Below are 25,263 nucleotides of genomic sequence, written 5' to 3' on the forward strand. Positions count from 1 at the left end.
AAGAGTGTCGATTGCAGGCAAGCAGTGTAATTCACTGCCTTTTGATGAATAATCCGGCCATTCACAAAACATTATTGCCACACAGGGATAATCCATTGAGCAGCCGCTGGGAAGGCATCGACGAATTCGTCGCCGTGGCAGAAATGGGCCAGTTCACCGCCGCCGCCGAACGCCTCGGAGTGTCTTCGTCGCACATCAGTCGGCAGATCGCCCGCCTGGAGGAACGCTTGCAGACCCGCCTGCTGTACCGCAGCACGCGGCGGGTGACCCTCAGCGAAGCCGGGCAGACCTTTCTCCAGCACTGCCAGCGCCTGCAGGATGGCCGCGAGGAAGCGTTGCGCGCCATGGGCGACCTGGCCAGCGAACCCAAAGGCCTGCTGCGCCTGACCTGCGCGGTAGCCTATGGCGAGCGCTTCATCGTGCCGCTGGTGACGCGCTTCATGGCGCTGTACCCGCAGTTGCGGGTGGAGGTGGAGTTGAGCAACCGCACCCTCGACCTGCTGCATGAGGGCATGGACCTGGCGATCCGCCTGGGCCGCCTGCAGGATTCCCGGCTGGTGGCCACGCGCCTGGCGCCGCGACGCATGTACCTGTGCGCATCACCGGCCTACCTGGCACGCTATGGGCGGCCGCACAGCGTGTCGGAGTTGGCGCGGCACAATTGCCTGGTCGGCAGCTCCGACCTGTGGGCGCTGCAGCAGGAGGGTCGCGAGATCAGCCAGCGGGTACAGGGCAACTGGCGCTGCAACAGCGGCCAGGCGGTGCTGGATGCAGCGCTGCAGGGGATGGGCCTGTGCCAGTTGCCGGACTACTACGTGCTCGAGCATCTGCATAGCGGGGCGCTGGTGTCGTTGCTGGAGGGGCACCAACCGCCGAATACAGCGGTATGGGCGTTGTATCCGCAACAACGGCATCTGTCGCCGAAGGTGCGGCGGTTGGTGGACTATCTCAAGGAAGGGTTGGCGCAGTTGCCGGAGTATCGCACCACGCCTTTGCAGGAGCGGCCTTAGCCGCGATGCGGGCAACGCGGTCAGGCACCCGCTGCGCGGGTGATCGCGGCTGAAGCCGCTCCTACAGATACGGCGTCAGACCATCGCTCAGCGACGCCCAGCCCAGCGCTGGCGCAACCACTCCAAGTCCTCTGGCCGGGTCACCTTGATATTGTCGCTGCGCCCTTCGACCAGGCGCGGCGCATACCCGGCCCACTCGATGGCGGACGACTCATCGGTGACTGCTACATCGGACACCAGGCACTCGGCCAGCGCCCGGTGCAACATGCCGAGGCGGAACATCTGCGGGGTATAGGCTTGCCAGACGGTGCTGCGATCGACCGTCGCCGCCACCCTGCCCTCGCCGTCGGCACGCTTGAGCGTGTCCCGAGCGGGTACGGCGAGCAATCCACCGACGGGATCTTCAGCCAGGGCTGACAGCAACTTGTCCAGATCGCCACGCGCCAGATTCGGCCGCGCGGCGTCGTGCACCAGCACCCAGTCGTCATCCGACGCGCCCTGGGCGTGCAGTAGCAATAGCGCATTGAGCACCGAGTCAGCGCGCTCGTCACCACCCGGGGCACGCTGGATACGCGGATCGCTGGCACAGCGCAGGCCGGGCCAATAAGGGTCGTGTTCGGCAATGCTGACCACCACGCCCTTGAGCATGGGATGGTCGAGGAAACAGTCGAGGCTGTGCTCGAGAATGGTCTGACCGCCCAGTTGCAGATACTGCTTGGGACGGTCGGCAGCCATGCGGGCGCCAATGCCCGCGGCGGGAATCACGGCCCAGAAGGCCGGCAGTTTGTTTGTCATTTCTGTGGCAGCTGGTAGAGGGTTTCGCCCTCCTTGACCATCCCCAGTTCATGACGAGCCCGTTCTTCCACGGTCTCCATACCTTTCTTCAACTCCAGGACCTCGGCATCCAGCACGCGATTGCGTTCCAGCAGGCGTTCGTTTTCCGCATGCTGGTCGGCGATCTGCTGCTTGAGTTCGGTCACTTGCGCCAGGCTGCCATTACCTACCCAAAGGCGATATTGCAGGCCGCCGAGCAGCAGGAGCAGGACGAGGAACAACCAATAGGGACTGCGCATGAAGATATCCAGGGTAAAAAAGGCCGCCGCAGCGAGCTTCCGATAGCACGAAGCCTGGCCGAGGCCAGGCTTCGTCGACAGAAACCCGTGGAGGCAACCGAACGATCAGTACGAACGTTCAGCAGGCCCCGGCTGCTGCCTTTTTACCATCTCTTGCTCAGCCGCGAAACTCGGCACGGCCGCGATACACGGCTTTGGCGCCCAGTTGCTCTTCGATGCGCAGCAGTTGGTTGTACTTGCTGACGCGGTCGGAGCGGCACAGCGAGCCGGTCTTGATCTGGCCAGCAGCAGTGCCCACGGCCAGGTCGGCGATGGTCGAGTCCTCGGTTTCACCGGAACGGTGCGAAATCACCGCGGTGTAGCCAGCGGCCTTGGCCATCTGGATGGCTTCCAGGGTCTCGGTCAGCGAGCCGATCTGGTTGAACTTGATCAGGATCGAGTTGCCGATGCCCTTCTCGATGCCTTCCTTCAGGATCTTGGTGTTGGTCACGAACAGGTCGTCGCCGACCAGCTGGACTTTCTCGCCGATCTTGTCGGTGAGGATCTTCCAGCCAGCCCAGTCGGACTCGTCCAGGCCGTCTTCGATCGAGATGATCGGGAAGCGCTCGGTCAGGCCCTTCAGGTATTCGGCGAAGCCTTCGGCGTCGAACGACTTGCCTTCACCGGACAGGTTGTACTTGCCGTCTTCGTAGAACTCGGAAGCCGCGCAGTCCAGGGCCAGGGTCACGTCGGTGCCCAGCTTGTAGCCGGCTTTCTCGACCGCTTCGGCGATGGCGCCCAGGGCGTCTTCGTTGGAAGCCAGGTTCGGGGCGAAGCCACCTTCGTCACCGACGGCGGTATTCAGGCCACGGGCCTTCAGTACGGCCTTGAGGTGGTGGAAGATCTCGGTGCCCATGCGCAGGCCGTCGGAGAAGGTCTTGGCGCCAACTGGCTGGACCATGAACTCCTGGATGTCGACGTTGTTGTCGGCGTGCTCGCCGCCATTGATGATGTTCATCATCGGCACGGGCATGGAATACTGACCCGGCGTGCCGTTGAGGTTGGCGATGTGCGCGTACAGCGGCAGGTCCTGATCCTGGGCGGCGGCCTTGGCGGCAGCCAGGGACACGGCGAGGATGGCGTTGGCGCCCAGCTTGGCCTTGTTCTCGGTGCCGTCCAGCTCGATCATCGCGCGGTCCAGGGCTTTCTGGTCCGATGGGTCCTTGCCCAGCAGCAGGTCGCGGATCGGGCCGTTGATGTTGGCGACGGCCTTCAGCACGCCCTTGCCCAGGTAACGGCTCTTGTCGCCATCACGCAGCTCCAACGCTTCGCGCGAGCCAGTGGAAGCACCCGACGGCGCGCAGGCGCTGCCGATGATGCCGTTGTCGAGCAGTACATCGGCTTCCACGGTGGGGTTGCCACGCGAATCGAGAACTTCACGACCTTTGATGTCGACGATCTTTGCCATTGTTGTAAGCACTCCAGAATTGACGAAAACAACGCAGCTTTTGGGAATTCTTGCCGTTCACCAGGCGACATGGCACGGGCAGGCCTGGCGAAGGGAGCCCCTGACCGAAAGGTCAGGGGTGGAACGGGCGGTACTTTACCCGAGAAATGAGCTTTACGCGGTTTCTACCGTCGGAAAACTTTTCACCAGGTCGTCCAGCTGCTTGAGCTGTGCCAGGAACGGCTCAAGCTTGTCCAGGCGCAGGGCGCACGGGCCATCGCACTTGGCGTTGTCCGGGTCCGGATGTGCCTCGAGGAACAGGCCGGCCAGGCCCTGGCTCATGCCAGCCTTGGCCAGGTCGGTAACCTGGGCGCGGCGGCCACCGGCGGAGTCGGCGCGACCGCCCGGGGTCTGCAACGAGTGGGTCACGTCGAAGAACACCGGGTACTCGAACTCCTTCATGATGCCGAAGCCGAGCATGTCCACGACGAGGTTGTTGTAGCCGAAGCTCGAGCCGCGCTCGCAGAGGATCAGTTGGTCGTTGCCGGCCTCGACGCACTTGGCGAGGATGTGCTTCATCTCGTGGGGCGCCAGGAACTGCGCCTTCTTGATGTTGATCACCGCGCCGGTCTTGGCCATCGCCACGACCAGGTCGGTCTGGCGCGACAGGAAGGCCGGCAGCTGGATGATGTCGCACACCTTGGCCACCGGTTCGCACTGGTAGGGTTCGTGCACGTCGGTGATCACCGGCACGTTGAAGGTCTGCTTGATCTCCTCGAAGATCTTCAGGCCCTCTTCCATGCCCGGGCCGCGGTACGAGTTGACCGACGAACGGTTGGCCTTGTCGAAGCTGGCCTTGAACACATACGGGATACCGAGCTTCTCGGTAACCCGCACGTACTCCTCGCAGACCTTCAGGGCCAGGTCACGGGACTCCAGGACGTTCATGCCGCCGAAAAGGACGAACGGCTTGTCGTTGGCGATCTCGATGTTACCGACGCGAATGATCTTCTGAGTCATGGATCAGGCCTTGTTCTTCTGTGCCAGGGCAGCCTTGACGAAACCGCTGAACAGCGGATGACCGTCACGTGGCGTCGAGGTGAACTCCGGGTGGAACTGGCAGGCGACGAACCATGGGTGGTCCTTGGACTCGACCACTTCAACCAGCGCGCCGTCTTCGGAGCGACCGGACACCTGCAGGCCAGCTTCGACCAGCTGCGGCAGCAGGTTGTTGTTGACTTCGTAGCGGTGGCGGTGACGCTCGGTGATGATGTCCTTGCCGTAGCAGTCGTGCACCTTGGAGCCGGCAGCCAGTTGGCAGTCCTGAGCGCCCAGGCGCATGGTGCCGCCCAGGTCGGACGCTTCGGTACGGGTCTCGACCGCGCCGGTGGCATCGGCCCACTCGGTGATCAGACCAACGACCGGGTGGCCGCTGTTGCGGTCGAACTCGGTGGAGTTGGCGTCTTTCCAGCCCATCACGTTACGGGCGAATTCGATCACGGCAACCTGCATGCCGAGGCAGATGCCCAGGTACGGGACCTTGTTCTCACGAGCGTACTGCACCGCGGTGATCTTGCCTTCAACACCGCGCAGGCCGAAACCGCCCGGGACCAGGATGGCATCGGCGCCTTCGAGCAGGCTGGTGCCCTGGTTCTCGATGTCTTCGGAGTCGATGTAGCGCAGGTTGACCTTGGTGCGGTTGGTGATGCCGGCGTGGCTCATCGCTTCGATCAGCGACTTGTACGCGTCCAGCAGCTCCATGTACTTGCCGACCATGGCGATGGTCACTTCCTGCTCAGGGTTGAGCTTGGCGTCGACGACCTTGTCCCACTCGGACAGGTCGGCGCTGTTGCACTGCAGGCCGAAGCGCTCGACGACGAAGTCGTCCAGGCCCTGGGCATGCAGCACGCCTGGGATCTTGTAGATGGTGTCGACGTCTTCCAGCGAAATCACCGCACGCTCTTCGACGTTGGTGAACAGCGCGATCTTGCGGCGCGACGAGGCGTCGACCGGGTGGTCGGAGCGGCAGATCAGCACGTCAGGCTGCAGACCGATGGAGCGCAGTTCCTTGACCGAGTGCTGGGTCGGCTTGGTCTTGGTCTCGCCGGCGGTGGCGATGTACGGGACCAGGGTCAGGTGCATCAGCATGGCGCGCTTGGAGCCCACTTCGACGCGCAGCTGGCGGATGGCCTCAAGGAACGGCTGCGACTCGATGTCGCCCACGGTGCCGCCGATCTCGACCAGCGCGACGTCGGCATCGCCGGCGCCCTTGATGATGCGGCGCTTGATTTCGTCGGTGATGTGCGGGATGACCTGGATGGTCGCGCCCAGATAATCACCACGGCGCTCCTTGCGCAGCACGTGCTCGTAGATGCGGCCGGTGGTGAAGTTGTTGTTCTGGGTCATCGTGGTGCGGATGAACCGCTCGTAGTGGCCCAGGTCGAGGTCGGTCTCGGCGCCGTCGTGGGTGACGAACACTTCACCGTGCTGGAACGGGCTCATGGTGCCCGGGTCGACGTTGATGTACGGGTCCAGCTTGAGCATGGTGACTTTAAGCCCCCGCGCTTCCAGGATGGCCGCCAGGGAAGCCGAGGCAATGCCTTTCCCCAATGAAGAAACAACACCGCCCGTGACGAATATGTAGCGCGTCATGAAAAACCCTAGAAGTCTGCGTTAAGGCGGCCAGCGCCGCCGGAGAAAGCGAAGGAAGGCCGAAGCCCCCGATCACCTGCGTCAATCACAGTGCATCTCGAAAAACTGCCGCGTCTGTACAGACCAGGGGTGTCCCCGGCATGGAGCTCGCTCGTCATTTTAAGAAATCAGCCCAGCAAAAAACTGCTTGGTAATCGGCAACTACTGTGTTTTCGCGGAACCCACAGAAGTTGTATCAAGAAGGGAGGGTAGTCTACCGGAATGTACCCTTCAGCTCAAACCTTGCACGTTCGTCGGCGGTTGCCAGTGCAGTTGACATTCGGCCTGAGCGAGTCCGGGCAGATTGGCCACCGCCAGCAATTGCTCGCCCCGGTACAGCAGTGGCAGGCGCGAGCGCACGAAGTGCGGGACCTGCAGCTCGTTGAGCAGACGCTTGAGGTCACGCCGGCCACGGCCACTGACCTCCAGCATTTCGCCGCCTTGACGGTAGGCGATGCGCAGGCCTGTGTTGTCCATGCAGCCTTCCAGCCACACCTGGCCGTTGCCCGGCAGCGTCAGGGGCGTGGACGGGTTCGGCCACGCCCATTCACCCGTCGGAGCTTGGAGCCATTGCCCGTCCAGCCACCAGATGCGCCCGTGGCTGCGCTGCAACTGACCGTCGGTCAGGCGCCAGATCGGGCAGGCATCGCCTGCCGCGCCACGCAGGTCATCCCAACCGGCCCAGTGGCGACTGTCAGGCAGGCGGGTGCGGCGACCGAGCCAGCATTGCAGGGCATTGCGCTGGCGCGCCGGTGACAGCGCCTCGAGTACGGCGAGGTCGAGGGAGGCAAGACCGAGCCAGGGCAGCGGCGCATTGTCGCACGCCGGAGCCAGGTCAGTGGCGGCCAGCTCGTCAAGCAGCCCGAGGGCCTCGCCCAGGTGCTCGGCGCTGCGCGCCAGGTTGCCCTCAGCCTGGGGCCAGCGACCGCGCAGCAGCGGGAAGACCTCTGCGCGCAGGAAGTTGCGGGCGAAGGTGGTGTCGGTATTTGAGGGATCGTCAACCCACACCAGCCCCCTGCTCTGGGCATAAGCGTGCAAGCGCTCACGCGAAACCTTCAGCAGCGGGCGCACGAGCCTGCCCTGCCCCAACGAGCGCGCCTCGGGCATGGCCGACAGACCACGCAAGCCGGCGCCGCGCAGCAGACGAAACAGCAAGGTTTCGGCCTGATCGTCACGGTGCTGGCCGGTGAACAGCACTTCGCCTGGGGCAAGCTGCTTTTCGAACGCGGTGTAACGGGCATCGCGGGCAGCCTGCTCAAGACTGGCACCCGGGGCTACCTGAACGTGAACAACGTCGAGTTCGATGCCCAGGGCATCACAGACGGTCTTGCAGTGGGCGGGCCATGCATCGGCGGCAGCTTGCAGACCATGATGCACATGGACGGCACGCAGGGGAGGCGCGGGGTGATTACGGGCGTAATCGGCCAGCAGGTGCAGGAGGACGGTGGAGTCGAGGCCGCCGGAGAAGGCGACGTGCCAGGCGGGGGCATCGAGCCAACGGGCAAACTGGCGGGTGAGGTTGATCACCTGGACCTCACCGTCATGGAGATCGCGGGGGGCGTTTCACGCCCCTTTCGCCGGCAAGCCGGCTCCCACAGAAGTATGCATTCCCCTGTGGGAGCCGGCTTGCCGGCGAAAGGGCCGCAAAGCGGCCCCTGTAATCCATCAGAGACCGTAGCTCATCAGGCGGTCGTAACGGCGCTTGAGCAGCGCGTCGTTGTCGAGCTTGCCGAGCATGTCCAGCTGTTCGATCAGGTCGGCGCGGATGCTCGCGGACATCTTGGCCGGATCACGGTGGGCGCCGCCCAGCGGCTCCTGGATGACCTTGTCGACGATGTTCAGGCTCTTCAGGCGCTCGGCGGTGATGCCCATGGCCTCGGCGGCGTCGGCGGCCTTGTCGGCGGTCTTCCACAGGATCGAGGCGCAGCCTTCCGGCGAGATCACCGAGTAGGTGGAGTACTGCAACATGTTCAGCTGGTCGCACACGCCGATGGCCAGTGCGCCGCCGGAACCACCCTCACCGATCACGGTGGCGATGATCGGCGTCTTCAGACGCGCCATGACGCGCAGGTTCCAGGCGATGGCCTCGCTCTGGTTGCGCTCTTCTGCGTCGATGCCCGGATAGGCACCTGGGGTGTCGATGAAGGTCAGGATCGGCATCTTGAAACGCTCGGCCATTTCCATCAGGCGACAGGCCTTGCGATAGCCTTCGGGACGCGGCATGCCGAAGTTGCGGCGCACCTTCTCACGCACCTCGCGGCCCTTCTGGTGGCCGATGACCATGACCGGCTTGTCGTCCAGGCGCGCGGTGCCACCGACGATGGCGGCATCGTCGGAGAAGTGACGGTCGCCGTGCAGCTCTTCGAACTCGGTGAAGAGGTGGTCGATATAGTCGAGGGTGTAGGGGCGGCGCGGGTGACGGGCCAGACGGGCGATCTGCCAGCTGGTCAGGTTGCCGAAGATGCTCTCGGTCAGGGTGCTGCTCTTGTCCTGCAGACGGGCAATTTCATCGCTGATGTTCAGCGAGTTGTCGTTACCCACCAGGCGCAGCTCTTCGATCTTGGCTTGCAGGTCGGCAATCGGCTGTTCGAAATCGAGGAAATTCGGGTTCATAGGCTTCCGTCTTGGGTCTACGGCCAGGCGGCCGGCCGGTTGATCCGTTTGGCGCCCTACCTTAAGGGATCAGGCGCATATAGGTCGAGATTAAAATTCGTCGTTTCAACGGTATTGCAGGAAGACGTTCTCACGTCCGAACTGGTCACGCAGTGCCTGAATCAGGCCGTCAGCCGGGTCGATGGACCACTGGTCGCCGAATTGCAGCATGGCCTTGGCGTCGCTGCCGGTGTACTCCAGGGTGATCGGGCAGCCACCACGGTGACGGGTGATCAGCTCGCCCAGCCAGTTCAGGCGGTCACCCTTGAGCGCGTCGTGGGCGACCTTCAGGCGCAGGCTTTCGGCCAGCTTGGTACGGGCATCCTCCATGGTCATCACCGTCTTGACCCGCAGGCGCAGGCCACCGGAGAAATCGTCGTTACTGACCTCCCCCTCCACCACCACCATGGCGTCGGTCTGCAGCAAGGCCTGGGCGCCCATGAAGGCATCGGCGAACAACGAGGCCTCGATGCGCCCGGAACGGTCGTCGAGGGTGACGAAGCCCATCTTGTCGCCCTTCTTGTTCTTCATCACGCGCAGGGCAATGATCATCCCGGCGATGGTCTGGGTATCCCGCGCGGGCTTCAGATCGACAATGCGCTGGCGGGCGAAACGACGGATCTCGGTCTCGTACTCATCAATCGGATGCCCGGTGAGGTACAGGCCGAGCGTGTCCTTTTCGCCTTTCAGGCGCTCTTTGAGCGTCAACTCCCGCACCTTGCGGTGGTTGGCGTAGACGTCGACATCCGCCTCGTCGAACATGCCGCCGAACAGGTCGACATGGCCACTGTCGGCGGTATGGGCCGCCTGTTCGGCAGCCTTGACGGCCTCACCCAGCGCCGAGAGCAGGGTCGCGCGGTTGATGTCGATGTTGGCCTGGTAGGCCTTGATCTCGTCATGGAAGTGCGGGCCGAGACGATCCAGTGCGCCACTGCGGATCAACGCATCGAGGGTACGCTTGTTGACGCGCTTGAGGTCGATGCGCTCACAGAAGTCGAACAGGTCCTTGAACGGACCACCCTGTGCGCGCGCCTCGACGATCGCCTCCACCGGGCCTTCGCCCACGCCCTTGATCGCCCCCAGGCCATAGACGATGCGGCCATCGTTGTTGACGGTGAACTTGAAGTCGGAGAAGTTCACGTCCGGCGCGTCGAGGCGCAGCTTCATGCTGCGTACTTCCTCGACCAGCACCACGACCTTGTCGGTGTTGTGCATATCCGCCGACAGGACCGCGGCCATGAACGGCGCCGGGTAGTGGGTCTTCAACCACGCTGTCTGGTAAGAGACCAGGCCATAGGCCGCAGAGTGAGATTTGTTGAACCCGTAACCGGCGAATTTCTCTACCAGATCGAAGATGTTACCGGCCAGATCCGCATCAATGTTGTTGGCCACGCAGCCTTCGATGAAACCGCCACGCTGCTTGGCCATTTCCTCGGGCTTTTTCTTACCCATGGCCCGGCGCAGCATGTCGGCGCCGCCGAGGGTATAGCCGGCCATCACCTGGGCGATCTGCATCACCTGTTCCTGGTACAGGATGATGCCGTAGGTCGGCGCAAGAACGGGCTTGAGGCCTTCGTACTGGTAGTCCGCATGCGGGTAGGCCAACTCGGCGCGGCCGTGTTTGCGGTTGATGAAGTCGTCCACCATGCCCGACTGCAGCGGACCGGGGCGGAACAGCGCCACCAGTGCGATAAGGTCTTCCAGGCAGTCAGGCTTGAGCTTCTTGATCAGCTCTTTCATGCCGCGCGATTCGAGCTGGAACACTGCGGTGGTTTCAGCCTTCTGCAGCAACTCGTAGGTCTTGCGGTCGTCCAGCGGAATGAAATCGATGTTGACGTCGGGCAGGTTCTTCTTGGCCTGCTCGCGGTTGATGATTTCCATCGCCCACTTGATGATCGTCAGCGTACGCAGGCCGAGGAAGTCGAACTTCACCAGGCCCGCGGCCTCGACGTCGTCCTTGTCGAACTGGGTCACCAGGCCGCCGCCTTCTTCATCACAGGCGATCGGCGAAAAGTCGGTAAGCTTGGTCGGGGCGATCACCACGCCACCGGCGTGCTTGCCGGTACCGCGGGTGACACCTTCGAGCTTGAGGGCCATGTCCCAGATTTCGCGGGCATCCTCGTCGCCCTTGAGGAAGTCGCGCAGGATCTCTTCCTGCTCGTAGGCCTTCTCCAGGGTCATGCCCACTTCGAACGGGATCATCTTCGACAGGCGGTCGGCCAGGCCGTAGGACTTGCCCTGCACCCGCGCCACGTCACGCACCACCGCCTTGGCGGCCATGGTGCCGAAGGTGATGATCTGGCTCACCGCGTTGCGCCCGTATGCCTCGGCCACGTAGTCGATCACCCGGTCGCGGCCATCCATGCAGAAGTCGACGTCGAAGTCGGGCATGGAAATACGTTCAGGGTTGAGGAAGCGCTCGAACAGCAGGTCATAGGCCAACGGATCAAGGTCGGTGATCTTCAGCACGTAGGCCACCAAGGAACCGGCACCCGAACCCCGGCCCGGGCCGACCGGCACATCGTTGTTCTTCGCCCACTTGATGAAGTCCATAACGATCAGGAAGTAACCGGGGAAGCCCATCTGGATGATGATGTCCAGCTCGAACTTCAGGCGGTCCAGGTAGACCTGGCGCTTCTCTTCGTAGTTGGGCGTGGTCTCCTTCGGCCAGAGCACCGCCAGGCGCTCTTCCAGGCCTTCGTGGGAGACATGCCGCAGGTAGTCGTCGATGCCCATGCCGTTGGGCGTCGGGAAGTCGGGGAGGAAGTACTTGCCCAGCTGCACGGTGATGTTGCAGCGCTTGGCGATCTCCACGGTGTTGGCAATGGCGTCCGGCAGGTCACTGAACAGCTCAGTCATCTCTTCGGCGGACTTTAGGTACTGCTGGTCACTGTAGCCACGCGGGCGGCGCGGGTCGTCCAGGGTCCAACCCTCGCCGATGCACACCCGGGTCTCGTGGGCGTCGAAGTCCGACTGCTTGACGAAGCGCACGTCGTTGGTCGCCACCAGCGGCGCGCCGAGCTTGTCGGCCAAGGCCACGGCAGCGTGCACGTATTCCTCGTCACCAGCGCGGTTGGTACGCTGCACCTCGACGTAGAAGCGCTCGGGGAACATGCTCATCCAGTCGGCGAGCAGTACCTGGGCTTCGTCCTGACGATTGGCCATCAGCGCCATGCCGATGTCGCCTTCCTTGCCCGCGGACAGGGCAATCAGCCCCTCGCTGGCCGGGGCGATCCAGTCGCGCTGGATGATCACCAGCCCATTGCGCTGGCCATCGGTCCAACCGCGCGAGATCAGCTCGGTGAGATTGCGGTAACCCTTGGGGTTCATGGCCAGGAAACAGATGCGCGACAGTGGCGCCTCCGGGTCAACCCCTGCCAGCCACAGGTCGGCGCCGCAGATCGGCTTGATGCCGGCGCCCATGGCGGTCTTGTAGAACTTCACCAGCGAGCACATGTTGCTCTGGTCGGTGATCGCCACCGCCGGCATGTTCATCCCGGCCAGGGCCTTGGCCAGCGGCTTGATCCGCACCAGGCCGTCGACCAGGGAGAATTCGGAGTGCACGCGAAGGTGAACGAAGGAGACCGACATGGAGGATCCTGTAGCAGTGCTGAACGACAAGGGCGGGATTGTAGCGTATTGCTCTGCGCTTGCCTCGCCTGCAGGTCAGCGGTTGATTGCAGAATGCATCGCGGGGCAAGCCCGCTCCCACGCCAAGCCTGCAATGGAATCGGCTGCGTGGGAGCGGGCTTGCCCCGCGATGCATGGCGATAATCAGATCAGAAAGGTGGAAACACCCTCACGAGCTTCCCAGGCAGCTCGAACAGGTGCGAACGAACGCCGATGAATGGGCGTCGGCCCTAGACGGGCCAGGGCCTCAAGGTGCACTGGAGTCGGATACCCCTTGTGCCCGCCGATCCCATAACCCGGGTAGATCAGCTCGAACGCGCTCATCTCGCGGTCACGGGTGACCTTGGCCAGAATCGAGGCGGCGGCGATTGCCGGCACCTGCGAATCACCCTTGACCACCGGAGCCGCCGGTACCGAAAGCTTCGGACAGCGGTTACCATCGATCAGCGCCAGTTTCGGCGTGACGTGCAGCCCTTCGACCGCACGCTGCATCGCCAGCATGGTCGCATGGAGGATGTTCAGTCGGTCGATTTCCTCGACCTCGGCGCGAGCGATGCAGAAACTCAGCGCCTTTTCGCAGATCTCGTCGAACAGCGCATCGCGCTTGGCCTCGGTGAGTTTCTTCGAGTCGTTCAGACCGAGGATCGGCCGGCGCGGGTCGAGAATAACCGCTGCGGTTACCACCGCGCCGCACAGCGGACCCCGCCCCACTTCGTCTACACCTGCCACCAGTTCCTCGACCAGGTTGAAATCCAGTCCAATCTGCATGTCAGCGGTCCTTCAACAAGGCAAGCACCGCGTCGGCCGCCTGGTTGGAGGCGTCGCGGCGCAGGGTGCGGTGAATCTGGTCGAAGCTGTCGGTCTGCTGCGCGCCATCCTTGACCAGCGGTGCCAGGGTTTGCGCCAAGGCCTCGCTGGTGGCGGCGTCCTGCAGCAGCTCGGGTACCAACAGCCGCTGGGCAAGCAAGTTGGGCAACGACACGTAGGGGCTCTTGACCATGCGTTTGAGGATCCAGTACGTCAACGGTGCCAGGCGATAGGCCACCACCATCGGTCGCTTGTACAGCATCGCTTCCAGGGTGGCGGTACCCGAGGCGATCAGCACCGCGTCGCACGCCGCCAGAGCCTTGTGCGACTGGCCGTCGAGCAAGGTCAGCGGCAGCTCGCGCCCTTCGAGCATCTGCTCGACCTGGGCGCGGCGCGCGGCATTGGCGCACGGCAGCACGAAACGTGCGCCAGGCACCAGCTCGCGCAGGCGCTGGGCCGCATCAAGGAACAAGGCGCCCAGGCGCCCCACTTCGCCGCCGCGACTGCCGGGCATCAGGGCGATCACCGGGCCATCACCCAGGCCCAGCTCGGCACGCGCCGCGCCACGGTCAGCCTCGAGGGGAATGGTGTCCGCCAACGGGTGGCCGACGAAGCGCACCGGCACACCCTGCTCTTCATAGAAGCGCGCCTCGAACGGCAGCAGGGTGAGCATCAGGTCGCACCCCTCGCGGATCTTCAGCACACGTTTCTGCCGCCAGGCCCAGACCGACGGGCTGACATAGTGCACTGTCTTGATCCCGGCCTGGCGCAGCTTGAGTTCGATATTCAGGGTGAAATCAGGTGCATCGATACCGATGAACACGTCAGGCTTTTCACCGATCAGTGTCTCGATCAACAGCTTGCGCCGCTTGAGCAGCTCGCGCAGACGCCCAAGCACCTCGACCAGGCCCATGACGGCCAGGCGTTCCATCGGGAAGTAGGAGGTCATGCCTTCGGCCTCCATCAATGGCCCGCCGACGCCGATGAACCGCACATCGGGGTGACGCGCCTTGATGGCACGCATCAAGCCGGAACCGAGGATGTCGCCGCTGGCCTCGCCCGCGACCAGCGCCACGCAAAGTTGGGCCATGTCAGCGCGTGATGCCGCGGGCGGAGTTGGCGATCGATTGACGGAACAGGTCGACTTCCGGGAACTGGCTCACCAGCTCGTCCAGCTCCTTGAGCGCTTCTTCGACGGTCAGGCCCTGGCGATAGACAACCTTGTAGGCGCGGCGCAGTGCATGCAGCACCTCGTCGCTGAAACCACGACGGCGCAGGCCTTCGAAGTTCATGCTGCGCGCCTCGGCCGGGCTGCCGAACACCGTCACATAAGCCGGCACGTCCTTGCCGATCGCGGTACCCATGCCGGAAAAGGCATGAGCGCCGATATGGCAGTACTGGTGCACCAGTGTGTAGCCCGACAGGATCGCCCAGTCGCCCACGTGCACGTGCCCGGCCAACGCGGTGTTGTTGACCAGGATGCAGTGGTTGCCGATGACGCTGTCATGGCCGATGTGGGCATAGGCCATGATCAGGTTGTGATCGCCCAGCGTCGTTTCCGAACGGTCCTGCACGGTGCCGCGATGGATGGTGACACCCTCGCGGATCACATTGTGGTCACCGATCACCAGGCGCGTCGGCTCACCCTTGTACTTCAGGTCAGGGGTGTCTTCACCGATCGAGGAGAACTGGTAGATGCGGTTGTGCTTGCCAATACGAGTCGGCCCTTTAAGCACGACGTGCGGGCCAATGACGGTGCCCTCCCCGATTTCCACATCGGGACCTACGATCGACCAGGGGCCAACCTCGACGCCCTCGGCCAGCTTGGCCGAGGGGTCGATGATCGCCCGTGGATCAATCGAACTCATAGGGAGCGTTCCGCACAGGTGATCTCGGCCGAGCAGACTGGCTTGCCGTCCACCAGGGCACGGCATTCGAACTTCCAGATCATGCTCTTGCGGCTGAGGAACTTCGCTTCCAGGACCAGTTGGTCGCCCGGCAGTACCGGTTGGCGGAAACGCAGCTTGTCGGAGCCGACAAAGTAGTAAAGCGTGCCGTCAGCCGGTTTGGCGTCGAGCATCTTGAATCCGAGAATTCCGGCCGCCTGGGCCATCGCCTCGATGATCAGCACGCCCGGCATGATCGGATGCGCCGGGAAGTGGCCATTGAAGAACGGCTCGTTGATGCTGACATTCTTGTAGGCACGAATGCTTTGGGCCTCGAAGTCCAGCTCCGTCACCCGGTCCACCAGCAGGAACGGGTAACGGTGAGGCAGGTATTCGCGAATCTCGTTGATGTCCATCATTTCGGGGGGAAGCCTGTATAAGAATAGGGAGCGCAGGTGCTGACCACACGCTCCTTTTGCAGATCCAAAGAGGAGCCAGCTAGCGACTGTAACGCTCGCTCAGTAAATGGTATCAGCCTTCTGATGTCGGCTGGCCACCTGAGGTCACGGTGTCGACACGCTTTTCCAGCTGCTGGAGACGCTTGGACATCTCGTCCAGCTGGCGAATGCGAGCGGCGCTCTTGCGCCATTCGGCCAAAGGTTGCATGGCAGTTCCGGAAGAGTAGCCACCCGGTTCGGTAATCGAACGGGTCACCATGGTCATGCCGGAGACGAAAACATTGTCGCAGACGTCGATGTGACCGACCATCCCGACACCACCGGCAATCATGCAGTGCTTGCCGATACGGGTGCTGCCCGAGATACCGACGCAGGCCGCCATCGCCGTGTGGTCACCGACCTGCACGTTATGGGCGATCTGGATCTGGTTGTCGAGCTTGACGCCATCACCGATGCGCGTGTCCGACAGGGCGCCGCGGTCCACCGCGGTGTTCACGCCAATCTCGACATCGTCGCCCAGGGTGACGCCGCCGATCTGCGCGATCTTGCGCCAGATGCCTTTCTCGTTGGCAAAGCCAAAGCCCTCGCCACCGATCACCGCGCCGGACTGGATGACCACGCGCTTGCCAATGGTCACGTCGTGATACAGCGTGACACGGGGTGCCAACCAGCCACCCTCACCGATGACGCAACGGGCACCGATGAAACAGTGCGCGCCGACCGTCACGTTGGCGTCGATTCGCGCGCCGCTTTCGACCACCGCGAACGGACCGATGCTGGCGCTGGCATCCACCTGGGCATCCTCGGCAACCACGGCGCTGGGATGAATTCCCGCCACAGCCTTGGGCTTCGGATCGAACAGGTGCGAGATGCGCGCGTAAGCCAAATACGGGTCGGCCACGATCAAGGCATTGCCGGCGAAACCTTCGGCGTCCTCGGCCTTGAGCAATACCGCGCTGGCCGTGGAATCGTCCAGAAACTTGCGGTACTGCTTGTTGGCGAGGAAACTCAGCTGCCCGGAAATGGCCTCCTGCAAGGTGGCCAACCCGGTGATTTCCAGCGCCTCGGGGCCTTTGAGCTCGGCGCCGAGGGCTTCGGCCAGCTGGCCGAGTGTCATGGTTACGGTCATATCAACGGGCTTGGTTCATGCGCTCGATGACCTGGCGGGTGATGTCGTACTGCGGCTTGACATCGATGACCGCGCCACGCTCGAGCACCAGGTCGAAGCCGCCCTTCTTGATCACTTCCTCGACGGCGCCATCAAGCTTGGGCTTGAGCTGCTTGAGCATGTCGCGATCCGCCACGGCCTTGGCTTCGTTGAGTTCCTTGGACTGGAACTGGAAGTCGCGGGCCTTTTGCTTGAACTCGAGCTCGAGGCGCTCGCGCTCTGGCTGAGGCATCTTGTCGCCGCCCTTGATCAGACGATCCTGGATGCCCTTGGCGCTGCTTTCCAGGCCCTTGAGCTTGGTCAGTTGCGGGCCGAACTTCTTCTCGGCGTCAACGGCGTATTTCTTGGCCGCGTCGGATTCCAGCAGGGCCATCTGATAGTTCAGCACGGCAACCTTCATTTCGGCGAAAGCCGGGGTGGCGACCAGCGCCGCGGCCACGAGGGCCAGTTGAGTCAACTTACGCACGATGCACTCCTGGATAATCCGTTGTCGTTATGCAAGGGCCGACCTCAGAAGGTCTGGCCCAGAGAGAATTGGAACACTTGCGTGTCGGCGTCGTCCGGCTTCTTGATCGGCATCGCCAGGCTGAAGCTCAGCGGGCCCAGCGCGGTGATCCAGGTTACGCCCAGACCGACGGAACTGGCCATGTCCGAGAAACCGACCTTGGTGCAGTCCGGCTTGGAGCCGCAGTTGGTGTCGAACACGTTACCCACGTCCCAGAACACGGAAGTACGCAACGAACGCTGGTCCTTGACGAACGGCAGCGGGAACAGCAGCTCCACACCGCCCTGGACGAGGACGTTGCCACCGAACGGCAGCGGATCCTGGTCCGGGTCGGCGATGGTGCCCGGGTTCTTGCCGCTACTAGGCGTACTGCGTGGGCCCAGGGTGCTGTCCTTGAAGCCGCGCACGGAGTTGAAGCCGCCCGCGTAGTAGTTCTCGTAGAACGGCAGCCCCGAAGTGCCGCCAAAACCGTCACCGTAGCCCAGCTCGGTGTGCAGGCGCAGGGTGTAGTCGTTGTTGATCGGCTTGAACAGCTGACCACGGTAGTCGAGCTTGTAGAACGACAGGTCGCTGCCCGGCACGGTGGTCTCGAGGGTCAGGCTCTGCGAGTGACCACGGGTGGCCAGCACGCCCTTGTTAAGGGTCGACTCGGACCAGCCGATCGACGCCTTGAAGTTGAGGAAGTTGTCGCCTTCGTCCTGGATGAACTTGAAGATCTCATCGACGGTGTAGCGGCCGGTCTTCAGCTTGTCCTGCTGCACGGTCAGGCCGTAGGTCAGGCGCGAAGTCTCGCTGATCGGGTAGCCAAGGCTGACGCCGGCACCCAGGCTGTCCACCGCATAGCTGGCCACGTCGACGTCGAGGTCGTCGTAGTCGGTGCTGCGGTAGAAGGCGTTATAACCCAGGCTCACACCATCGGGGGTGAAGTAGGGATCAACGTAGCCGAAGTTGTAGCGGGTCTGGTATTCGGAACGGGTCAGGCCGATGGAGACCTTGTTACCGGTACCCAGGAAGTTGTTCTGGCTGATCGAGCCACCCAGGATCAGGCCCGCGCTCTGGGCGAAACCGACACTGGCGGTGATCGAGCCGGAGGCTTGCTCTTCGACGCTGTAGTTGACGTCGACCTGGTCGTCGGTGCCCGGCACCGGCGGCGTCTCGACGTTGACTTCTTTGAAGAAGCCCAGGCGCTCGAGGCGGGTCTTGGATTGGTCGATGAGGTAGGTCGAAGCCCAGCCACCTTCCATCTGGCGCATTTCGCGGCGCAGCACTTCGTCTTCGGTCTTGGTGTTGCCGCGGTAGTTGATGCGGTTGACGTAGGCACGCTTGCCCGGATCGACGACGAACATGATGTCGACGGTGTGATCCTGGTCGTTCGGTTGCGGCACGCCGTTGACGTTGGCGAAGGTATAGCCTTCGTTACCCAGGCGACGGGTGATCAGGTCAGAGGTGGTGGTCATCACCTTGCGCGAGAACACCTGGCCCGGCTGCACCAGCAGCAGCGACTTGACCTGGTCTTCCGGCACTTTCAGGTCACCGGACAACTTCACGTCGCGGACGGTGTACTTCTCGCCCTCGTTGATGTTGACGGTGATGTAGACGTGCTTCTTGTCCGGGGTGATCGACACCTGGGTGGAGGCGATGTCCATGTTGATGTAGCCGCGGTCCAGGTAGTAGGAACGCAGGCGCTCCAGGTCACCGGACAGTTTTTCGCGGGCGTACTTGTCGTCGTTCTTGAAGAACGACAGCCAGTTGGTGGTCTTGAGCTCGAACAGCTGGCCTAGGGTCTCGTCGTCGAAGACCGTGTTGCCCACCACGTTGATGTGCTGGATCGCGGCCACGGTGCCTTCGTTGATCTTGATCTTCAGGCCGACGCGGTTGCGCGGCTGCGGCACGACTTCGGCGTCGACTTCGGCGGAGTAGCGGCCCTGTGCCACGTACTGGCGCTGCAGCTCGTTACGCACGCCTTCGAGCGTCGCGCGCTGGAAGATCTCGCCTTCGGCCAGGCCCGACTGCTTCAGGCCCTTCATCAGGTCTTCGGTGCTGATCGCCTTGTTGCCTTCGATCTCGATGCTCGACACCGAAGGGCGCTCGACCACGTTGATGATCAGGACATTGCCGTCGCGGTTCAGCTGGATGTCCTGGAAGAAGCCGGTCTTGAACAGCGAGCGGGTGGACTCGACCAGACGGCGGTCGTCGACCTGGTCACCGACGTTCAGCGGCAACGCGCCGAACACGCTGCCGGCGGAAACCCGCTGCAGGCCGTTGACACGAATATCGGAGATGGTGAAGGACTCGGCGTGAACTTCAGCGATCATCAGTGCGGAGAGCACCGCAGTTAGCAGCAGACGTTTCATGAAGTCCTTTTATTCCAACTGGCAATAAACAACCCGCCGCGAGAAAGCGGCAGGTTTCGCGATTGAGCGAAGCTTTTATAGTCGACCCAGATCGTTGATCAGGGCGAGCAACATCACCCCGACGACCAAACTGATACCGATCTGGACCCCCCAACCTTGCACCCGATCCGAGAGCGGACGACCGCGCGCCCACTCGATCAGGTAGAACAGCAAATGCCCCCCATCCAGTACCGGGATGGGCAGCAGGTTCAGAACCCCCAGGCTTATGCTCAGGTAGGCCAGGAAATTCAGGAAATCCCCAACGCCCGACTGGGCTGAAGCGCCCGCCACTTTAGCAATGGTTATCGGTCCGCTCAAGTTTTTTACCGAGAGCTCACCGAACAGCATTTTCTTCAGCGATTCGAGGGTCAGGACACTCATGTTCCAAGTGCGGGACAAGCCCTCGCCCACCGCCTCCAGCGGCCCGTAACTGACCTCGCGAAGCATCTTCGCCGGCCATTCGCTCGCCTTGACCCCGGCGCCCAGATATCCACCAGACGCCTGGCCTTCGCCCTTGCGCGCCAGGGTGACCGGTACTTCGAGGGTTGCGCCGTCGCGCTCGATGCGCAGGTTCACCGTACGCTCGGGGCGGGCACGGACCGCGTCGACCACCTGCTGCCAGTCGCCCAGCGCCACGCCGTCGAGCGCCAGCAGCTTGTCACCGGTCTTGAGCCCGGCGGCGGCGGCCGGGCCTTTCGGATCGATCTCCGCCAGCACCGGAACCATCGCAGGTCGCCACGGGCGCAGGCCCAGGGACTGGATCGGATCAGGCTCATCGGCGCTCTTGAGCCAATTGTTCAGGGTAATGTCGAGCTGGCGTTCGGCCGTTGCCCCTTCATCGAGCACACCTACTCGCAGCGTGCCGCTCTCCCCGAGGCGACGCACCAGCTGCAGATTGACCGCCGACCAGCCGTTGGTCGGCTTGCCATCAATGGAAACAATTTCCTGACCGACGCCGAGGCCAGCGCTGGCCGCCAGGCTGCCGGCCTCGACCGCGCCGATGACCGGGCGCACCTGCTGCGAGCCGAGCATGGCCAGCACCCAGAAAAACAGGATGGCGAGGAGGAAGTTGGCGACCGGGCCGGCCGCCACGATGGCGATGCGCTGGCGCACCGATTTACGGTTGAACGATTGCTCGACCAGCGCCGGCGGCACCTCGCCCTCGCGCTCGTCGAGCATCTTGACGTAGCCGCCCAGGGGAATCGCGGCAACGACGAACTCGGTGCCCTGGCGATCGTGCCAGCGCAGCAACGGCGTACCGAAGCCCACCGAGAAGCGCAGGACCTTGACCCCGCAGCGCCGCGCCACCCAGAAGTGGCCGAACTCGTGGAAGGTGACCAGCACGCCGAGCGCAATCAGCGTGCCGACAATCATGTAGAGCGCAGTCATGTCCTATCTCCGGATGACATTCGGCGGAGCCGGCCGCAGGCTTCAGCGGCCGTGGCGTCGCAACCATTCCCGGGACAGCTCCCGGGCACGCTGGTCGGCGGCGAATACCGCGTCGAGCGTGGGCAATGCCACCACAGGCTCCTGGTCGAGCACTTGTTCGATCATACCCGCGATCTCCGGGAAGCGGATACGCCGCTGGAGAAACGCTTCGACAGCCACTTCGTTGGCGGCATTGAGCACCGCCGGCGCACTGTTGCCCGCCTCGGCAGCCTGACGCGCCAGGCGCAGGCATGGGAAGCGCTGTTCGTCGGGGGCCTGGAAATCCAGACGGGCGATGGCGAACAGGTCCAGCGGCGCCACGCCCGAATCGATGCGCTCCGGCCAGGCCAGGGCATTGGAGATCGGCGTGCGCATGTCGGGGTTGCCCAACTGGGCGAGCACCGAGCCATCGACATAGTCCACCAACGAGTGGATAACGCTCTGCGGGTGCACCACCACTTCGACCTGCGAAGGCTTGGCGTCGAACAGCCAGCAGGCCTCGATCAGCTCCAGGCCTTTGTTCAGCATGCTCGCCGAGTCGACCGAGATCTTGCGCCCCATGGACCAATTCGGGTGGGCGCAGGCCTGTTCCGGCGTGACATCCAGCAAGGCTTCAGCGGGGGTTTCGCGGAACGGGCCGCCGGAGGCCGTCAGCAGGATGCGCCGCACGCCGACAGCGCCCAGGCCCCGGGCGTAGTCGCCGGGCATGCACTGGAATATCGCGTTGTGCTCGCTGTCGATCGGCAGCAGCACCGCGCCGCTACGCTGCACCGCCTGCATGAACAGGGCCCCGGACATCACCAGGGCTTCCTTGTTGGCCAACAGTACCTTCTTGCCCGCCTCGACCGCGGCCAGGGTTGGACGCAGGCCGGCAGCACCGACGATGGCGGCCATCACGGTATCGACCTCCGATGCGGAGGCGACCTGGCACAGCCCGGCCTCACCTTCCAGCACCTCGGTGGCACATCCGCTCCTGGCCAGCCCCGCGCGCAGCCGCACGGCCGCCTCGGCACTCGGCACCACGGCGTACGCCGGGCGATGGCGCTCGCACAGGGCCAGCAGTTCGTCGATGCGCGAATAGCCGCTCAAGGCGAACACCTGGTAACGGTCAGGATGGCGAGCGATGACGTCCAACGTGCTCAAGCCAATGGAGCCGGTGGCCCCCAGCACGGTAATGCGTTGCACGCGACTCACATCACACCCCACTCAGCCGCCCACAATAATACGGCAAACATCGGAATCGCCGCGGTCAGGCTGTCGATGCGATCAAGCACGCCGCCATGGCCCGGCAGCAGGTTGCTGCTGTCCTTGATGCCTTCACGGCGCTTGAACATGCTTTCGGTCAGGTCGCCGACCACCGAAGACATCACCACCACCACGGCGCCCAGCAAGCCCAGCAGCACCTGGCCGACACTCCAGTCACGGGCAATGCCCACGCCCAGGGTGATCAGCAGGCTGACCGCGAGGCCGCCATACACGCCCTCCCAGCTCTTGCCCGGGCTGACCTGTGGCGCCAGCTTGCGCTTGCCGAAGGCACGACCGGAGAAATAGGCACCGATGTCGGCCGCCCAGACCAGCACCATGACCGCCAGGATCAGCCAGTTGCCCAGCGGCCAGTGCTTGAGCAGCACCAGACCCTGCCAGGCGGGCAGCAAAACCAGCAGGCCGATCAGCAGGCGGCAGGCGGCACTGCTCCACAGCTCGCCGCTGCGCGGATAGGTCAGCACCAGCCACGTGGCCAGCGCCCACCAGATCACCGAAGCGCCCAGCACCCAGGGCGCGAGATCCGGCATCAGGTAGAGCAGCATCAGCCCGCCCGCGACCACGGCGGCATAGGCGATGCGCAACGGTTGCGCCACCAGGCCGGCCAGGCGCGCCCACTCCCAGGCACCGAGCGTCACCACGAAACCGATGAAGAGGGCGAAATCCCCACCATTGAGCAGGAAGAAACCACCCACCGCGATCGGCAGCAGGATCAGCGCGGTAATGATGCGTTGTTTAAGCATTAAGCACGGGCTCCGGCTTCGACCTGCTCGCTGGTCTTACCGAAGCGGCGCTGGCGCGAAGCGAAATCGGCCAGCGCATTGCGCATGGCCTCGTGTTTGAAGTCCGGCCAATAGAGGTCGGAGAAGTACAGCTCGGCGTAGGCCAGCTGCCACAAGAGGAAATTGCTGATGCGGTGCTCGCCACCGGTGCGGATGCACAGGTCAGGCAATGGCAGGTCACCCGTCACCAGACAGGTCTGCAGCAGATCCGGCGTGATGTCCTCCGGCCGCAGATGGCCGGCCTGCACTTCACGCGCCAGGCGCTGGGCAGCCTGGGCAATATCCCACTGGCCACCGTAGTTGGCGGCGATCTGCAGGATGAAGCGGTTGCTGCCGGCGGTCGCAGCCTCAGCCTCGCGCATAGCAGCCTGGAGTTCAGGGTGGAAGCGTGAGCGGTCGCCGATGATGCGCAGGCTGATGTTATTGTCGTTCAGGCGCTTGGCCTCTCGGCGCAGCGCCTTGAAGAACAGGTCCATGAGGGCACTGACTTCGTCCGCCGGTCGCTGCCAGTTCTCACTGGAGAACGCAAAAAGCGTGAGCACCTCGACCTTGGCCTCGGCGCACACTTCAATTACGGCGCGCACCGCATCGACACCCGCTTTATGCCCGGCAACGCCGGGCATGAAGCGCTTCTTCGCCCAGCGATTATTCCCATCCATGATGATCGCCACGTGACGCGGCACCACGGAGGGCACAGTCTGCTTGGTCTTTTCCATGAAGGCGTCCTGACCCTTAGATGGCCATCAGGTCCTTTTCTTTTGCTTCGGTGGCCTTGGCGATCTGCGCCTCGAAATCCTTGATCAGCTTGTCGATGTCGGCACTGGCACGACGCTCTTCGTCTTCACTGATTTCCTTGTCCTTGGACAGCTTCTTCAGGTCACCCATGGCGTCACGACGAATGTTGCGCACGGCAACGCGGGCATCTTCGGCTGCGGCACGTGCCTGCTTGGTGAAGCCCTTGCGGGTTTCTTCGGTCAGCGGGGGCATGTTGACCAGCAGCAACTCACCCAGGTTGGTCGGGTTGAGGTTCAAGCCGGCACTGCCGATGGCCTTGTCGATGGCGCCCAGCATGTTGCGCTCGAAAGGCACCACTTGCAGGGTCTGGTTGTCTTTCACGGTCACGTTGGCCACGCTGGTCAGCGGGGTGTCAGTGCCATAGTAAGGCACCATCACGCTACCCAGGACGCTCGGGTGCGCCTTGCCAGTGCGGATCTGGCCAAATGCGTGGATCAGCGACTCCAGGGACTTTTGCATGCGCGCCTGGGCGTCTTTCTTGATTTCGTTGATCATTTTTGAACTTCCTCGATCAGAGTTCCTTCCGCGCCGCCATGCACGATGTTCAGCAGGGCGCCGGGTTTGTTCATGTTGAAGACGCGCAACGGCATCTTGTGATCGCGGCACAGGCAGATTGCCGTCAGGTCCATTACACCCAGCTTGCGATCCAGCACTTCATCGTAGGACAGATGATCGAACTTCTCGGCATGCGGGTCCTTGAATGGATCTGCAGTGTATACACCATCGACCTTGGTTGCCTTCAATACCACGTCGGCATCGATTTCGATGGCGCGCAGGCAAGCGGCGGAGTCGGTGGTGAAGAACGGGTTGCCGGTACCGGCAGCGAAGATCACGACTTCTTTCGAGTTCAGGTGGCGCATGGCCTTGCGGCGATCATAGTGATCGGTGACGCCGACCATGGAGATGGCCGACATGACGATCGCGGTGATATTCGCCCGCTCCAGCGCATCGCGCATGGCCAGGCCATTCATCACGGTGGCCAGCATGCCCATGTGGTCGCCAGTGACCCGATCCATGCCGGCTGCGCTGAGCGCCGCGCCACGGAACAGGTTGCCACCACCAATCACCAGGCCGACCTGGACGCCGATGCCGACCAGCTGGCCGACTTCCAGCGCCATGCGATCCAGGACCTTGGGGTCGATCCCGAACTCTTCCGAGCCCATCAGGGCCTCGCCGCTAAGTTTGAGTAGAATGCGTTTATAGCGAGCCTGATGACCACTGCCCTGCTGAGCCATTGCGAATCTCTCCTGCGGCGTTTGTAAAAATCTGGCGGGCTGCTTCAGCCTGCGCGTAACT

22 protein-coding genes are annotated in these 25,263 nt (G+C 63.3%); 1 reads left to right on the plus strand and 21 read right to left on the minus strand.

All coding sequences use genetic code 11. The features are described from left to right. The first annotated feature begins 95 nt into the window (after positions 1–95). A complete protein-coding gene (locus ACZ9C1_RS13005; RefSeq protein WP_102684061.1) occupies positions 96–1,010 on the plus strand; it encodes a LysR substrate-binding domain-containing protein in 915 nt (304 codons plus the stop codon). Positions 1,011–1,097: 87 nt separating this feature from the next. On the opposite strand, the gene ispD is transcribed toward ACZ9C1_RS13005, so the two are convergent. The 21 genes from ispD to pyrH form a co-directional block, all read right to left on the minus strand. Then, positions 1,098–1,805 (minus strand): 2-C-methyl-D-erythritol 4-phosphate cytidylyltransferase, encoded by a 708-nt coding sequence (ispD, locus tag ACZ9C1_RS13010; RefSeq protein ID WP_277501778.1) that lies wholly within the window; start codon positions 1,803–1,805, stop codon positions 1,098–1,100. Beyond that, entirely contained in the window at positions 1,802–2,083 is a 282-nt protein-coding gene (gene ftsB, locus ACZ9C1_RS13015) for a cell division protein FtsB (protein ID WP_011535259.1), read from the minus strand. The genes ispD and ftsB overlap by 4 nt, the downstream gene beginning before the upstream one ends. A 157-nt stretch (positions 2,084–2,240) precedes the next feature. Next, complete coding sequence (gene eno / locus ACZ9C1_RS13020; RefSeq protein ID WP_027920020.1) at positions 2,241–3,530, minus strand: phosphopyruvate hydratase; 1,290 nt, start codon at positions 3,528–3,530, stop codon at positions 2,241–2,243. 153 nt (positions 3,531–3,683) lie between these two features. Then, complete coding sequence (gene kdsA / locus ACZ9C1_RS13025) at positions 3,684–4,529, minus strand: 3-deoxy-8-phosphooctulonate synthase (RefSeq protein ID WP_110701896.1); 846 nt, start codon at positions 4,527–4,529, stop codon at positions 3,684–3,686. A gap of 3 nt (positions 4,530–4,532) precedes the next feature. Next, positions 4,533–6,161 carry a CTP synthase gene (locus tag ACZ9C1_RS13030; RefSeq protein WP_046854404.1) on the minus strand — a complete coding sequence of 543 codons (1,629 nt, stop codon included), beginning with the start codon at positions 6,159–6,161 and terminating at the stop codon, positions 4,533–4,535. Between the two features lie 270 nt (positions 6,162–6,431). Further along, positions 6,432–7,727: a tRNA lysidine(34) synthetase TilS gene (gene tilS, locus ACZ9C1_RS13035; protein ID WP_476254048.1), complete on the minus strand. Its 1,296-nt coding sequence runs from the start codon at positions 7,725–7,727 to the stop codon at positions 6,432–6,434. 138 nt (positions 7,728–7,865) lie between these two features. Continuing rightward, positions 7,866–8,813 carry an acetyl-CoA carboxylase carboxyltransferase subunit alpha gene (locus ACZ9C1_RS13040; protein ID WP_023628729.1) on the minus strand — a complete coding sequence of 316 codons (948 nt, stop codon included), beginning with the start codon at positions 8,811–8,813 and terminating at the stop codon, positions 7,866–7,868. 105 nt (positions 8,814–8,918) lie between these two features. After that, positions 8,919–12,443, minus strand: coding sequence for a DNA polymerase III subunit alpha (gene dnaE / locus ACZ9C1_RS13045; protein ID WP_110701892.1), 3,525 nt, complete (start codon positions 12,441–12,443; stop codon positions 8,919–8,921). Between the two features lie 183 nt (positions 12,444–12,626). Then, positions 12,627–13,250 (minus strand): ribonuclease HII, encoded by a 624-nt coding sequence (gene rnhB / locus ACZ9C1_RS13050; RefSeq protein WP_139669201.1) that lies wholly within the window; start codon positions 13,248–13,250, stop codon positions 12,627–12,629. A gap of 1 nt (position 13,251) precedes the next feature. Next, complete coding sequence (gene lpxB / locus ACZ9C1_RS13055) at positions 13,252–14,379, minus strand: lipid-A-disaccharide synthase (protein WP_046854401.1); 1,128 nt, start codon at positions 14,377–14,379, stop codon at positions 13,252–13,254. Position 14,380: 1 nt separating this feature from the next. Beyond that, positions 14,381–15,157, minus strand: a complete 777-nt coding sequence (gene lpxA / locus ACZ9C1_RS13060; RefSeq protein ID WP_102684056.1) for an acyl-ACP--UDP-N-acetylglucosamine O-acyltransferase — start codon at positions 15,155–15,157, stop codon at positions 14,381–14,383. Next, positions 15,154–15,594 carry a 3-hydroxyacyl-ACP dehydratase FabZ gene (gene fabZ / locus ACZ9C1_RS13065; protein ID WP_011535269.1) on the minus strand — a complete coding sequence of 147 codons (441 nt, stop codon included), beginning with the start codon at positions 15,592–15,594 and terminating at the stop codon, positions 15,154–15,156. The genes lpxA and fabZ overlap by 4 nt, the downstream gene beginning before the upstream one ends. Before the next feature lie 112 nt (positions 15,595–15,706). Continuing rightward, positions 15,707–16,762 (minus strand): UDP-3-O-(3-hydroxymyristoyl)glucosamine N-acyltransferase, encoded by a 1,056-nt coding sequence (gene lpxD, locus ACZ9C1_RS13070; RefSeq protein ID WP_476254049.1) that lies wholly within the window; start codon positions 16,760–16,762, stop codon positions 15,707–15,709. Position 16,763: 1 nt separating this feature from the next. Then, the gene (locus ACZ9C1_RS13075; RefSeq protein ID WP_023629834.1) at positions 16,764–17,267 is read right to left on the minus strand and encodes an OmpH/Skp family outer membrane protein; all 504 of its coding nucleotides are present in this window, start codon (positions 17,265–17,267) and stop codon (positions 16,764–16,766) included. 44 nt (positions 17,268–17,311) lie between these two features. Continuing rightward, positions 17,312–19,660 (minus strand): outer membrane protein assembly factor BamA, encoded by a 2,349-nt coding sequence (bamA, locus tag ACZ9C1_RS13080; protein ID WP_102684054.1) that lies wholly within the window; start codon positions 19,658–19,660, stop codon positions 17,312–17,314. A 75-nt stretch (positions 19,661–19,735) separates the two neighbouring features. Beyond that, positions 19,736–21,088: an RIP metalloprotease RseP gene (gene rseP / locus ACZ9C1_RS13085; RefSeq protein ID WP_476254050.1), complete on the minus strand. Its 1,353-nt coding sequence runs from the start codon at positions 21,086–21,088 to the stop codon at positions 19,736–19,738. 42 nt (positions 21,089–21,130) lie between these two features. Next, positions 21,131–22,321, minus strand: coding sequence for a 1-deoxy-D-xylulose-5-phosphate reductoisomerase (ispC, locus tag ACZ9C1_RS13090; RefSeq protein ID WP_277501782.1), 1,191 nt, complete (start codon positions 22,319–22,321; stop codon positions 21,131–21,133). Continuing rightward, a complete protein-coding gene (locus tag ACZ9C1_RS13095; protein ID WP_038706689.1) occupies positions 22,318–23,133 on the minus strand; it encodes a phosphatidate cytidylyltransferase in 816 nt (271 codons plus the stop codon). Before ACZ9C1_RS13095 ends, ispC begins: the two co-directional genes overlap by 4 nt. Further along, positions 23,133–23,888 carry a polyprenyl diphosphate synthase gene (uppS, locus tag ACZ9C1_RS13100; protein ID WP_102684051.1) on the minus strand — a complete coding sequence of 252 codons (756 nt, stop codon included), beginning with the start codon at positions 23,886–23,888 and terminating at the stop codon, positions 23,133–23,135. Before uppS ends, ACZ9C1_RS13095 begins: the two co-directional genes overlap by 1 nt. A 16-nt stretch (positions 23,889–23,904) precedes the next feature. Beyond that, on the minus strand, positions 23,905–24,462 hold the full coding sequence (frr, locus tag ACZ9C1_RS13105) for a ribosome recycling factor (RefSeq protein ID WP_046854394.1): 558 nt from the start codon (positions 24,460–24,462) through the stop codon (positions 23,905–23,907). Beyond that, a complete protein-coding gene (pyrH, locus tag ACZ9C1_RS13110) occupies positions 24,459–25,202 on the minus strand; it encodes a UMP kinase (RefSeq protein WP_028690676.1) in 744 nt (247 codons plus the stop codon). Before pyrH ends, frr begins: the two co-directional genes overlap by 4 nt. Positions 25,203–25,263 lie beyond the last annotated feature (61 nt).

The organism is Pseudomonas sp. TE21435 (assembly GCF_056279265.1).

Coding starts and splice junctions, on each gene's coding strand:
- ispD (WP_277501778.1), bottom strand. CDS start 1,805: ATGACAAACAAACTGCCGGCCTTCTGGGCCGTGATTCCCGCCGCGGGC.
- ftsB (WP_011535259.1), bottom strand. CDS start 2,083: ATGCGCAGTCCCTATTGGTTGTTCCTCGTCCTGCTCCTGCTGCTCGGC.
- eno (WP_027920020.1), bottom strand. CDS start 3,530: ATGGCAAAGATCGTCGACATCAAAGGTCGTGAAGTTCTCGATTCGCGT.
- kdsA (WP_110701896.1), bottom strand. CDS start 4,529: ATGACTCAGAAGATCATTCGCGTCGGTAACATCGAGATCGCCAACGAC.
- ACZ9C1_RS13030 (WP_046854404.1), bottom strand. CDS start 6,161: ATGACGCGCTACATATTCGTCACGGGCGGTGTTGTTTCTTCATTGGGG.
- ACZ9C1_RS13040 (WP_023628729.1), bottom strand. CDS start 8,813: ATGAACCCGAATTTCCTCGATTTCGAACAGCCGATTGCCGACCTGCAA.
- dnaE (WP_110701892.1), bottom strand. CDS start 12,443: ATGTCGGTCTCCTTCGTTCACCTTCGCGTGCACTCCGAATTCTCCCTG.
- rnhB (WP_139669201.1), bottom strand. CDS start 13,250: ATGCAGATTGGACTGGATTTCAACCTGGTCGAGGAACTGGTGGCAGGT.
- lpxB (WP_046854401.1), bottom strand. CDS start 14,379: ATGGCCCAACTTTGCGTGGCGCTGGTCGCGGGCGAGGCCAGCGGCGAC.
- lpxA (WP_102684056.1), bottom strand. CDS start 15,157: ATGAGTTCGATTGATCCACGGGCGATCATCGACCCCTCGGCCAAGCTG.
- fabZ (WP_011535269.1), bottom strand. CDS start 15,594: ATGATGGACATCAACGAGATTCGCGAATACCTGCCTCACCGTTACCCG.
- lpxD (WP_476254049.1), bottom strand. CDS start 16,762: ATGACCGTAACCATGACACTCGGCCAGCTGGCCGAAGCCCTCGGCGCC.
- bamA (WP_102684054.1), bottom strand. CDS start 19,660: ATGAAACGTCTGCTGCTAACTGCGGTGCTCTCCGCACTGATGATCGCT.
- rseP (WP_476254050.1), bottom strand. CDS start 21,088: ATGACTGCGCTCTACATGATTGTCGGCACGCTGATTGCGCTCGGCGTG.
- ACZ9C1_RS13095 (WP_038706689.1), bottom strand. CDS start 23,133: ATGCTTAAACAACGCATCATTACCGCGCTGATCCTGCTGCCGATCGCG.
- uppS (WP_102684051.1), bottom strand. CDS start 23,888: ATGGAAAAGACCAAGCAGACTGTGCCCTCCGTGGTGCCGCGTCACGTG.
- frr (WP_046854394.1), bottom strand. CDS start 24,462: ATGATCAACGAAATCAAGAAAGACGCCCAGGCGCGCATGCAAAAGTCC.
- pyrH (WP_028690676.1), bottom strand. CDS start 25,202: ATGGCTCAGCAGGGCAGTGGTCATCAGGCTCGCTATAAACGCATTCTA.